Below are 11,880 nucleotides of genomic sequence, written 5' to 3'. Positions count from 1 at the left end.
CTTCTCCGTCGATGCGGCGCCTGCTCAGGCCGCGTCGTCCAGCCCGCGACCGCGGATCATCGCCGCCGGGTCCGGCTCCCGCCCGCGGAAGGCCAGCCATTCCTCCATCGGATCGCGGCTGCCGCCCTTGGTCAGGATGTCGTCCGCCAGCCGCTTCGCCGTCGCCGCGTCGAACACGTCGCCCGCCTCTTCGAAGGCCGCGAAGGCGTCGGCGTCCATCACCTCGGACCACATGTAGCTGTAGTAGCCCGCCGAATAGCCGTCGCCCGAGAACACGTGCAGGAAATGCGGCGCGGCGTGGCGCGACACGATCCCCCGCGGCATCCCCAGCCGCTCCAGCACCCCCGCCTCGAACGCCGAGGCGTCGAACCCGTCGGCCGAGGTCAGCCGGTGCATCTCGTGATCGGTCAGCGCCGAGGCCAGGTATTCCACCGTCGCGAAGCCCTGCCCGAAGTTGCGCGCCGCCAGCATCTTCTCCATCAGCGCCGCCGGGATCGGCTCCCCTGTCCGGTAGTGCCGCGCGTGCTTGGTCAACACCTCCGGCGTCTCCAGCCAGTGCTCGTAGAGCTGCGAGGGCAGCTCCACGAAGTCCCGCGCCACCGACGTCCCCGCCACCGACGGATAGGTCACGTCCGACAGCATGCCGTGCAGCGCATGCCCGAACTCGTGGAACAGCGTGCGCGCGTCGTCGAAGGAGAGCAGCGTCTCCTCCTCCCCCTGCGCGAAGTTCATCACGTTCAGGATCACCGGCCGCACCCGGCCGACGGCGGGGTCGAAATCCTCCTGCCCCACCATCTGGCTCATCCATGCGCCCGAGCGCTTGGAGGGCCGGGCGAAATAGTCGCCCACGAACAGCGCCACCGGCTCCCCGCCGCGCGTCACCTCCCAGGCGCGCGCGTCGGGATGGTGCAGGGCCAGGCCCTCCACCTCCCGAAACTCCAGCCCGAACAGGCGCCCGGCGCAATCGAACGCGGCCTCGATCATGCCCGACAGCGGGAAGTAGGGCTTCAGCTCCGCCTCCGACAGCGCGTGGTCGCGCGCCCGGGTCTTCTCCGACCAGTAGCGCCAGTCCCAGGCCTCGATCTCGGGATTGGCGCCCGCCTCGGCCGCGACCTCGGCCAGTCGCGCGGCCTCCGCCTCGGCCTTGGCCTTGGCCGGTCCCCAGACCCGCATCAGCAGCTCGCGCACCGCGTCCGGCGTCTTCGCCATCTCCGGCGCCAGCTTGAACTCGGCGAAGGTCGGATAGCCCAGCAGGTTCGCCCGCTCGATCCGCAGCGCCACGATGCGCGCGATGATCTCGCGGTTGTCCGTCTCCCCGCCGTTGGCCCCGCGCGAAACCCAGGCCCGCCAGGCCCGCTCGCGCAGGTCCCGCCGCGGCGCGAGCTTCAGGAACGGCTCGACCGAGGAGCGGGCCAGCGTCACCACGTGCCCCTCCTTGCCCCGGTCCTTCGCCGCCCGCGCGGCCGAGGCGACCAGGCTCTCGGGCAGGTCCTCGATATCCGCGGCCGTCAGCTCCATGAACCAGCCGCTCTCGTCGGCCAGAACGTTCTGGGAGAACTGGGTGGCGAGCTTCGAGAGCTCCTCCATGATCTCCGCCAGCCGCGACCGACCGGCCTCGTCCAGTCGCGCGCCCGAGCGCTCGTAGCCCTGCCGCCACAGGAACAGCACGCGCGCCTGCTCGGGCGTCAGCCCGTCCTCGGGCACGGCGTCCACGCGGGCGGCGAGCTTGGGATCCATCGAGACGGCCGACCAGTGACGCGACATCACCGGCGCCATCTCGCGTTCCAGCTCCCGGATCGCGTCGTCCGAGCAGGTGGAGGCCAGCGTGTAGAACACCGTCGCCACCCGCCCCAGGCCGCGGCCCGCGGATTCGAGCGCGGCGATGGTGTTGTCGAAATCCGGCGCGGCCTCCGAATCGCGGATCGCCGCGATCTCGGACTTGTGATCGGCCAGCGCTCTCGCGAACGCGTCGCGGATCGCCTGCGGCGTGGCCGCGGCGAAGGGCGGCAGTCCGTAGGGATCGGCGCTCGGCGCATCCAGCGCAATCGGCGCGTTGACGGAGGGGTCGGCGGTTTCGTGGGTCATCACGGCTCCCGGTGGGCGGCCCGCGCGGCGTCCCGATCCCGCGGCGCGGCGAGTCGAGGCGGCCGCTTGCCCCTTGCCAAGGGCCTGCGGCGCGCGGAAGGTCTTGGAGGCGCTGCGGCGCGCGCCTTTCGTTCGACATATCAGGGCGAAGGCGATGCCGCCAGCGACGGCGCCGGGAGAGGGGCCGCGCGACGATCGAGGGGGATCGACGCGTGGGCCTTTGGAACAGAAACGAGAACGAAGGCGGCCGGCCTGCGCAGAGGCCCGCCGCGCCGACGGGGAAGGTGCGGCCATGATGCGTGGCGGCGCGGGCGGAACGCCGGCCAATGACAGGGGCGGAAACGCCGCGATGGAGATGCGACGGGCGAAGATCGGCGCGACCGGACCCGCGATGGAGCTGCGTCTGCTGGGCGCGGCCCTCGCGCGGCATCCCGACGGCGCGGCGCTGACCGGCCTGGGCGCCAAGGGCATGGCCGTGCTCGCCTATCTCTCGATGCAGCCGGGGCGCACGGCGACCCGCGACGTGCTCGTCGACCTTTTGTGGTCCCAGGGCTCCCCCGACCAGGGCCGCGCCTCGCTGCGCCAGGAGCTGCGGCGCATGAAGCGCGCGATGGGACCGCTGTTCGAGCGGGTGATCGAGACGCCCGGCGGCCAGATCGCGCTTCTTCCCGGCTCGGTCCTGACCGACCTCGAACAGGTCGAAGCCGCCTATGCCTCGCGTGAGACGGCGGGCCTCTCGGCCCTGATCGACGTCTACGGCGGCCCCCTGCTGTCGCCCCTCGCGGTGCCCGAGGCCGCCTTTCAGGACTGGGTCGCCGCGCGCAACTCCCAGATCGAGGCCGCCGTGGGCGACGGCCTCCTGCGCCTGATGCTGCTCGACGAGAGCGCCGGGCGCCTCGACCGCGCCGCCGCCGCCGCGCGCAAGCTGCTCGACATCGACAGCCTGCAGGAGGACGTGCACGCCTCGCTGGTGCGCATCCACGTCGCCGCCGGTCGCATCCCCCAGGCCCGCCGCGCGGTGGAGACCTGCAAGGCCCTGTTCGAGCAGGAGATGGGCGGTCCGCCCGAGATCGACCTCGACTCGCTCCTGCCCCCGCTCCGCCCGGCGCGCGTCTCCGGCGCCGCGCCCCAGGGCGAGTTCGCGCCCGAGCGCGCCGCCCGCCAGCCCGAACCCGACGACCGCCCCCTCGTCGCCCTCGCCCCCTGCCTGGGCCAGTGCCCGGAAAGCATGCTCGCCGCCGCCGCTGCCGAGGCCGCGCTCGAACAGCTCGCCCGCGTCAGCTGGATGCGCGTGCGCGGCGCCGCGGCGCTGGAAGCCTCGGGCATCAAGATCGCCGACCTCGCGAACGCCGCCGACTACGCGGTCACCCTGCGCGTCGAGATGGGCGAGGAGACCGCGGCCGAAATCGTCGCCGCCACCCGCATGGGCGACGCCGCCGCCGTCGCCGCGCGCCGCCTCGCCCTCGCCGCGGACGGAGAGCTTTCGACCGCCGTCGGCCTCGGCCGCGCCCTCGCCGGCGCGATCTGCGCAGACCTCACCGAGCTGGAGACCCGCGCCGCCCTCGCCCTCGACGACGCCTGCAGCGCCTCCCGCCCCTGGCCCCGCCTGATGCGGGCGCGCGGCCTGGTGATGCACGGCGGCCCCCGCGCGGCCGAGAAGGCGCGCGCCCTGCTCGAGCCCCTAGCCCGCACCGGCGAGGCCGACGCCGCCGAGCTCTGCGTCCTCGCGCTCTCCAACCTCGAGGAATGCTGGTCGGGCTGGAGCGACGGCCCGCGAGAGGCGCTGTTCCGGGGCCGGGAGCTTGCGCTGCGCGCCCTGCGCCGCGCGCCCGGCGATCCCTGGCCCCAGCACGTGCTGGGCATCGCCGCCTCGCTGATGCTCGACCCCGACAGCGCGCGCGCCCACCAGCTCCGCGCGCTCACCATCGCCCCGGGCTTCGCCCCCGCGATCGGCGAGATGGCGCGCCTGCTCGCCCTCTCCGGCGACGCGGTGGAGGCGGGGGACTGGGCTGCGCGCGCCCTCGCCGCCGCGCCCGGCGCGGCCGAGGCCGCCGCCTGGATCCGCGCCCCCGCGCTCGCCCGCTTCGCCATCGGCGACGTCGAGGGGGCGCTGGAATGCACCGACCGCGCGCTCGCCCTGCGTCCGGACTGGGCCCAGACGCGCCTCCTGAAGGCCGCCTGCCTCGAGGCCCTGGGCCGTCGGGAGGAGATGGCCCGCGCCCTCGATCCGGTGGCGAAGATCCTCGCCCGGATCTCGCCCGACGCGGTGCGCATGGCGCATCCCTTCGCGGACGCCGAGCGGACCGAGGCGCTGATGGCCCCCCTCGCCTTCGCCACCGCCGAGACTGCCTGACCCCCAACGCCCCTGCTCCGGGGCGTTCAGTGCACCAGCAGCAGGATCACGGTGCCCAGTGTCGCGCAGCCGAGCCCCGCGTAGCGCAGCCGCTCCGGCCCCCAGTCCCGCATCATTTCCAGCAACGTCTCGAGACGCGCCGGAGAGATGGCGAGCAGAAGCCCTTCGACCGCGAGGATCGCGCCGAGGGCGAACAGAAGATCACGCATGGCGGACGACGTCCCCAGCCTCGAGGGAGCGGGCCTCGCCCCGAGCGGGCGGGCCGAAACGAGAACCGGCGGCGCGAGGGTTCGCGCCGCCGGTCGGTTCAGGTCTGGAAAGGCCTCAGTCCGCGGCCGGCGCCTGGCTCCCGCCCGTCGCGGACGGGGCGGCGGGCGCCGGGGCCGCGGCCGACCCGGACTGCGCCGGGGCCGCGTCGGAACCGGCCTCCGTCGCCGCCTCGGACCCGGCGGCCCGGGCGTCCGCGGCCTCCTGCAGCGCCTCGGTCAGCTCGCCCTCGGTGAAGTAGCGGAAGAACTCGCTGTCCGGCGTCAGCACGATGGACGAGTTGTTCCCCTTCAGCGCCGTCTCGTAGGCCCGCAGGGAGCGGTAGAAGGCGAAGAACTCCTCGTCCTTGCCGTAGGCCGCGGCGAAGATCCGGTTGCGCTCGCCATCGGCCTGACCGCGGATCACCTCGGACTCCCGCCGCGCTTCCGAGACCAGCTCGATCGCCTGGCGGTCGGCGTTGGCGCGGATCCGCTGCGCGGCCTCCTCGCCTCGGGCCCGCTCGTCCGCGGCCTCGCGCTCGCGCTCGGCCTGCATCCGCTGGAAGGTCGCCTGCAGGTTCTGCTGGGGCAGGTCCACCCGGCGCAGACGCACGTCGACGATCTGCACGCCCAGGTTCAGCGACTGCGCCCGCGTGGTGTCGCGGATGCGGGTCATCAGCTCCGAACGCTCGTCCGACAGGATCGTGTCCGAGGTGACCGAACCCAGCACCTCGCGGAGCGAGGCGTTCAGCACGCGCTCCAGGCGCGGCAGGGCGTTCAGCTCGTTGGTCACGGCCTGGCGGAAGCGCACCGGATCGGTGATGCGCCAGCGGGCGAAGGCGTCGACCACCAGGCGGCGGTCGTCGATCGGGGTCACCTCCAGTTCGCCGCCTTCCAGCGGCAGGATGCGGTCCTCATAATAGACCACGTTCTGGATCAGCGGGATCTTGAAGTAGAGCCCGGGCTCCCGGTAGCCCTCGGTCTTGCCGACCACCTGGCCGAACTGGAGCTTCAGGGCCTGCTGCCGCTCGTCGACGATGAAGATCGAGTTGATCAGCACGAAGACGACGACGGCGACGACGGCGATCAGGATGGGAAGCTTCTTCATCACTTCGTACCCCCGGCCTGGCCGCGCTGCAGCTGGTCGAGCGGCAGGTAGGGCACGATGCCCTGCCCGCCTTCGCCGCCCGCGATCCCGTCGCTGACGATCAGCTTGTCGAGGTCGCCCAGAACCTTCTCCATCGTCTCGAGGTACATGCGCTTGCGGGTCACGTCCTTGGCGCCCGAATAGGCCTCGTAGATCGACTCGAAGCGCGCCGCGTCGCCGCGCGCGTCGTTGACGGTCTGCGCCGCATAGGCCTCGGCCTCCTGCACCAGCTGCGCGGACTGGCCGCGCGCCTCGGCCAGCGCCCGGTTGGCGTAGGCTTCGGCTTGGTTCTCGGAGCGCACGCGGTCCTGACCGGCCGCCTGAACGTCGCGGAACGCGTCGATGACCTCGCGCGGCGGGTCGGCCTTGTCGAAGTTCACGCGCACGATGTTCACGCCCGACTCGTAGCTGTCGAGCGTCGACTGGATCAGCGCCTGCACGTCCTGGCTGACGATCGCGCGGTCGCGGTTGAGGATCGGGCTCAGCTCCGACTTGCCGATCACCTCGCGCATCGCCGCCTCGGAGACGGCGCGGATCGTGGCTTCCGGCTCGGCCAGGTTGAACAGGTACTTGGCCGGATCCGAGATGTTCCAGACCACCTGGTAGTCCACGTCGACGATGTTCTCGTCGCCCGTCAGGATCAGGCCCGCGTCGGCCTGCCGGCTGGCGCCCGTGCGCGGCGTGTTCTGGCCGATGTTGATCACGTTCTCACGCGTCACCGGCAGAACCTCGTAGGTGTAGATCGGCCAGGGCGCGATGTTCAGGCCCTCCTCGCCGATCGAGGCGAACTCGCCCAGGCGAAGCTCGACCGACTGCTCCGAGGTGTCGACGGTGTAGAGCGAGGCCGCCAGCCACGCGCCCAGCAGCGCGATCGCGGCGATCACGTAGCCGCCGCGCCCGATCCCTTCGGGCAGGCCCGAGCCGCCGCCGCGACCACCGCCGCCGCCGCCGTTCTGGCCGCCGAAGATCACCTTCAGGCGGTCGCGGCCCTGCCGCAGCAGTTCGTCCATGTCGGGGCCCTGATCGCCCCCGCCGCCGCCGCCGCCGGAGCCGCCGCCCCCGCCCCATGGGCCGCGGTTTCCGCCGCCGCCCGAGTTCCTGTCTCGACCCCCGCCGCCCCACGGGCCGCCGGAGTTGTTGGAGAAGGGCATGTCCCTGATGTCCTCCCGGAAAATTTCCAGTGCAGTTGGTTCGTCGTTTAGCAGACCGGGCGCGCCGACGAAACGCTTCGCGCCTGGGTGGAGCGCCGCGCGCTCAGCGCGTCGGCGTCTTCATGGTCACCAGCTCCTCGGCCGCGGTGGGGTGAACCGCCACCGTGCGGTCGAAGTCCTCCTTCGTGGCGCCCATCTTTACGGCGATGCCGGCGAGCTGGATCATCTCGCCCGCCGCGTGGCCGACCACGTGGCAGCCCAGCACCTTGCGGGTGGCCTTGTCGACCAGCAGCTTCATCAGCATCCGCTCGTCGCGCCCCGACAGCGTGTGGATCATCGGGCGGAACGCGGCCGAGTAGACCTCGATGTCATGCGAGGCGCGCGCCTCCTCCTCGGTCATGCCGCAGGTCCCGATCTCGGGCTGGGTGAAGACCGCGGTGGGGATCAGCTCGTGATCGGCCGCCGTCAGCTCGCCCTCGAAGGCCGAACGCGCGAAGGCCGCGCCTTCGCGGATCGCGACCGGGGTCAGCGCCACGCGGTCGGTCACGTCGCCGATCGCCCAGATCGAGGGGACGGAGGTGCGCGAGTATTCGTCGACCACGACCTCCCCCTTCGCGCCCAGCGTCACGCCCGCCTCCTCCAGCCCGATCCCGCGGGTGTTGGGATGGCGCCCGGTGGCGTAGAGCACGGCGTCGGCCTCGATCTTCTCTCCGGTGGTCAACTCGACCACCATGCCGGTCTCGGTCGGGTCCTCGATGGCGGCGACGTCGCTCTCCAGCCGGATCACGACGCCCTTCTTGATCATCTCGTCCTGCACGAAGCCCGCGACCTCGCCGTCGAAGCCGCGCAGGATCCGCTTGCCGCGGTAGAGCTGGGTGACATGCGCGCCCAGCCCGTTCAGCACGCCCGCGAATTCGCAGGCGATGTAGCCGCCGCCGACGATCACCACGCGCCTGGGCATCTCGGGCAGTTCGAACAGCTCGTTCGAGGTCATCGCGTGGCACGCGCCGGGCACGTCGGGCACGAAGGGCGCGCCGCCGGTGGCGATCAGGATGTGCTTGGCGGTCAAATCCTTGTCGTGGGAGCTCAGGCGCACCGAATGCGGCCCCGTCACCACGCCGCGCGCGCGATGCAACTCGACCCCCGAGTTGGCGAGGTTGCGCGCATAGATCCCCTCCAGCCGGGCGATCTCGGCGTCCTTGGCGGCCATGAAGTCGGGCCAGGAGAAGCGGCTTTCGCCGACCGTCCAGCCGAAGCCCTTCGCGTCCTCGAAGCTCTCGGCGAAGGACGAGGCGTAGACCATCAGCTTCTTGGGCACGCAGCCCCGGATCACGCAGGTGCCGCCGTAGCGGTATTCCTCGACGATCGCGACCTTCGCGCCGGCCTGCGCGGACATCCGCGCCGCGCGCACTCCGCCCGAGCCCGCGCCGATGACGATCAGGTCGTAGTCGTGGGACATGCGCCTCTTCCCCCTCTGCAGGCCCGCCGCGTCTTGTCGGCCCACACTTAGTCGCGCAGGCGCGCCGGCGCCATGGGCGCCGGGCCATTGCGGAGGCGAAACGCGCCTGCCCTTGCGTCAGGTCCGGCCTTGCCGGACCCGACGCGAGGGGCGACGGTCAGACGAACGCGTCGTCTTCCTCGTCCTCTTCGATCTCCAGCACCTCGACCGAGCCGTCCTCGTAGCCCACGATCACGCGGTCGCAGATGTCGATGAACAGGCCCGTCTCCACCACGCCGGGAATGGCGTTCAGCTGGGCGGCCAGCTCGTCGGCGTCGCCGATCCGCTTCAGCCGGCAGTCGATGATGAAGTTGCCGCAATCGGTCACGTAGGGCTCGTCGCCGTCCATGCGCAGCGTCGTGAGCGTGCCGGCGACGTCCATGTCCTCCAGCGTCTCCTCGACGATGGCCTTGGTCGTCTCCCAGCCGAAGGTCACGATCTCCACCGGCAGCGGGAAGGCGCCCAGGTGCTCCACCTGCTTGCCCTGGTCGGCGATCACGATCATGTGGTCCGAGGCGGTGGCCACGATCTTCTCCTGCAGCAGCGCGCCGCCGCCGCCCTTGATCAGGTTCAGGTCGGGATCGAACTCGTCCGCGCCGTCGACCGTCAGGTCGAGCCAGCCGGTCTCGTCCAGCGTCACCACCTTCAGCCCCACCGACTCCGCCTGGCGCGCGGTGCGCAGGCTGGTGGCGACGCAGGTCAGCTCCAGCCCCTCGGCCTTGGCGCGCTCCCCCAGGAGGTCGACGAACCACTTGGCGGTCGAGCCGGTGCCCAGCCCCAGCCGCATCCCGTCCTGGACGAGCTCGAGGGCGGCCTTCGCGGCGGCCCGCTTGGCGATTTCCGAGCGGTCGAGACTCATGGCGCCCTCCTGTTCTCTGCCCCCGACGCGGGTCCGGGAGGCTCCCGGCCGACGCAGGAGGGGGCGGCCCCCTACGGGCCGCCGACTCGCGGCCCATGTAGCGCGGATCGCGGCCCGAAACCACAGGCGCCGCGCCGCTCCGCCCCCGCGCTCCGCCGCGCCGACATTTTCGTGAACGGGGAGGCGCCCGGGCCATATCCGCCGTAACTGGAGGACAGGACCCAACTCCGAGCAGGAGGCGACATGGCCCCGACCGACGCGCAGACGCCCCGACCCCAGGCGAGGAACGCCCCTCCCCTGGCGCGGGCCGCGGGCTGGCGGCGGACCGCGCTCGAGTGGTCGCCCTGGCGCGACCGCGCCGGGCGCCTCTCGCCGCTGCGCGCCGCCTGCTTCGCCGTCTCGATCCTTCCCGGCCTCTGGCTCGCGCTCGCGCTCGGCGGCGTCTTCGGTCCCGCCGCGCTCGGCGCCGAGCCGATCCACCAGGCGGAGCATCTGACCGGCCTGTGGGCCGTGCGCTTCCTGCTCGCGTCGCTGGCGCTGACCCCGCTGCGCCTAATCACCGGCTGGGGCCGGCTCGCCCAGGTGCGTCGCCTGATCGGCCTGACCGCCTTCGCCTACGCCGCCGTCCACTTCGGCCTCTACATCGTCGAGCAGCAGTACCACCTGCTGCGCGTCGCCTCCGAGATCGTGCAGCGCCTCTATCTCGCCATCGGCTTCACCGCGTTGCTGGCGCTCGGCGCGCTGTCGGCGACCTCCTTCGACCGGGCGATCCGGCGCATGGGCGCGAACTGGCGCCGCCTGCACCGCCTGTCCTACGTCATCGCCCTGCTCGCCCTCGCCCACTTCGCCCTGCAGGAGAAGCTGGACGTGGCAGAGCCCGCCTTCCTCTTCGGCCTCTTCGCCGCGCTGATGCTGCATCGGCTCTTCGACGGCCGCGGGTTTCCCGAACTGCGCATCCTCGGCGTCGCCATCCTCGCCGCCGCCCTGACCGCGGGGGTGGAGTGGACCTGGTATCAGCTCCTAACCGGCCTGCCCGCCGACCGGATCCTGGCCGCGAACCTCGACCTCGCCGCCCGCCGTCCCGCCGTGCTGGTGCTGGTCGCCACGGCCCTGCCCGTCGTCGTCCCCCTCGCGCGGCGGGCGCTGGCGCTCGCCCGCCCCGCACCCGCCGCGCCCGAGGCCCGCGACCCCGTCGCCTGATCCCGCGCCCCCTTTCCTCCCGCTCCGCTTCGCGTCACTGATGGGCCGGACGGCGACCGGCCGACCGGCAAGCGAGCGGAACGGACATGCGCAGAGACGACGAGGCGGAGACGACGGCGCCGGGCCCGACAGGCGCCTCCGCCCCGCCGCGGCGCCCCGATCGCCTGGCCCTCGCATTGATCTCGCTGGGCGAGCTGCTGGCCTGGTCGGCGCTGCACTATTCCTTCTCCGCCCTCCTGCCGCATTTCGAGGCGGAATACGCCGCGGCTGCGCTCCCCGCCTCCCTTGGCCTGACCCTGTCGCTCGCCGCCATGGCCTGCCTCGCGCCCCTTTCCGGACGCTGGGTGGATCGGGGCCGCGCGCCCTGGACGATGCCGGGGGGCGCGCTGCTGGGCGCGCTGGGCCTGTGCCTCGTCGCGATGTCGAACGCGCAGCCCCTGTTCCTGGTCGGCTGGATCGTGGTGGGCGCAGGGGCGGCCTTCTGCCTTTACGAGCCCTGCTTCGCCCTCCTCACGCGCACCCGAGGCCTGGAGGCCCGCCGCGCCATCGCGACCGTGACCCTGACCGCGGGCTTCGCCACGCTGGTCTCCTTCCCCGGCAACGCCGCGCTCGAATCCGCCTTCGGCTGGCGCGGCGCCGCGCTGGGCATGGCGGCGGTCTCGGCCTTTCTCGCCGCGCCCCTCCTCGCCTGGTCCGCCCGGCGCATCGACCGCGAGGCGCCGCCCCGCGCCCCCGGCGCCGCCGTCTCCCGCGGGGTGAGCATCCGCGCGGCGATGCGCCGGCCCGGCGTCGCGAGGATCGTGGCGGCGTTCCTCGGGGCCTCGATCTCCCACGGCGTGATCGTGGCGCACATGCTGCCGCTGCTCGCGGCGCAGGGCGTGCCGCCGGCGATCGCGGTGGGCGTGGCCGCGGCGATGGGGCCGCTGCAGGTGGCCGGGCGTCTGGCCCTGATCGCCTCCCCCGCCGCCTGGCCTGTCCGGACCCTCGCCATGGCCGCGCTCACCGGCCTCGCCCTCGCCTCCGCGGCCCTGCTGACCGCGGGCTGGGGTCTCGGCCTCGTCGGCGCGGCGGCCTTCGTGGCCCTGCAGGGCGTCGCCATCGGCACCGTCACCATCCTGCGCCCCGTGGTGCTGGCCGAGACCTCGGGGACCGAGGACTACGGCTCAGTCTCCGGCGCCGCCGCCCTCGCCTGGATCTCGGGCATGGCCGCCGCCCCCTCCCTCGGCGGCGCCCTTCGCGCCCTGGGCGGGGCGGACGCGACCCTCGCCGTCACGCTCCTGCTCTCCCTCTCCGGCGCGCTCCTGCTGCTCCCCCGCCGCCGGGCCTGAGGGCGCGACCCGGT

At 72.9% G+C, this 11,880-nt stretch carries 9 protein-coding genes; 3 read left to right on the top strand and 6 right to left on the bottom strand.

The genetic code is table 11. The annotated features are described in order from the left end of the window. Nucleotides 1–24: 24 nt before the first annotated feature. The gene (locus tag P2H44_RS10245) at nt 25–2,085 is read right to left on the bottom strand and encodes a M3 family metallopeptidase (RefSeq protein WP_275763421.1); all 2,061 of its coding nucleotides are present in this window, start codon (nt 2,083–2,085) and stop codon (nt 25–27) included. A 349-nt stretch (nt 2,086–2,434) separates the two neighbouring features. Here P2H44_RS10245 and P2H44_RS10240 point away from each other — a divergent pair, with 349 nt between their 5' ends. Further along, nucleotides 2,435–4,438, top strand: coding sequence for a BTAD domain-containing putative transcriptional regulator (locus P2H44_RS10240; RefSeq protein ID WP_275763420.1), 2,004 nt, complete (start codon nt 2,435–2,437; stop codon nt 4,436–4,438). Nucleotides 4,439–4,464: 26 nt separating this feature from the next. On the opposite strand, the gene P2H44_RS10235 is transcribed toward P2H44_RS10240, so the two are convergent. The 5 genes from P2H44_RS10235 to rpiA form a co-directional block, all read right to left on the bottom strand. After that, entirely contained in the window at nt 4,465–4,647 is a 183-nt protein-coding gene (locus P2H44_RS10235) for a DUF2065 domain-containing protein (protein WP_275763419.1), read from the bottom strand. A 115-nt stretch (nt 4,648–4,762) separates the two neighbouring features. Continuing rightward, on the bottom strand, nt 4,763–5,791 hold the full coding sequence (gene hflC / locus P2H44_RS10230; protein WP_275763418.1) for a protease modulator HflC: 1,029 nt from the start codon (nt 5,789–5,791) through the stop codon (nt 4,763–4,765). Continuing rightward, nucleotides 5,791–6,981, bottom strand: a complete 1,191-nt coding sequence (hflK, locus tag P2H44_RS10225) for an FtsH protease activity modulator HflK (RefSeq protein WP_275763417.1) — start codon at nt 6,979–6,981, stop codon at nt 5,791–5,793. The genes hflC and hflK overlap by 1 nt, the downstream gene beginning before the upstream one ends. Nucleotides 6,982–7,084: 103 nt before the next feature. Continuing rightward, nucleotides 7,085–8,440, bottom strand: coding sequence for a glutathione-disulfide reductase (gene gor, locus P2H44_RS10220; protein WP_275763416.1), 1,356 nt, complete (start codon nt 8,438–8,440; stop codon nt 7,085–7,087). Between the two features lie 157 nt (nt 8,441–8,597). Continuing rightward, on the bottom strand, nt 8,598–9,338 hold the full coding sequence (gene rpiA / locus P2H44_RS10215; RefSeq protein WP_275763415.1) for a ribose-5-phosphate isomerase RpiA: 741 nt from the start codon (nt 9,336–9,338) through the stop codon (nt 8,598–8,600). 243 nt (nt 9,339–9,581) lie between these two features. On the opposite strand from rpiA, the gene P2H44_RS10210 reads away from it, so the two are divergent. Both P2H44_RS10210 and P2H44_RS10205 read left to right on the top strand, forming a co-directional pair. Beyond that, a complete protein-coding gene (locus tag P2H44_RS10210; RefSeq protein ID WP_275763414.1) occupies nt 9,582–10,538 on the top strand; it encodes a protein-methionine-sulfoxide reductase heme-binding subunit MsrQ in 957 nt (318 codons plus the stop codon). Nucleotides 10,539–10,624: 86 nt separating this feature from the next. Beyond that, nucleotides 10,625–11,866 (top strand): MFS transporter, encoded by a 1,242-nt coding sequence (locus P2H44_RS10205; protein ID WP_275763413.1) that lies wholly within the window; start codon nt 10,625–10,627, stop codon nt 11,864–11,866. Nucleotides 11,867–11,880 lie beyond the last annotated feature (14 nt).

The organism is Albimonas marina, from assembly GCF_029223255.1.
Classification (GTDB): Bacteria; Pseudomonadota; Alphaproteobacteria; order Rhodobacterales; family Rhodobacteraceae; genus Albimonas.
This window is presented reverse-complemented; position numbering and strand designations above follow the sequence as displayed.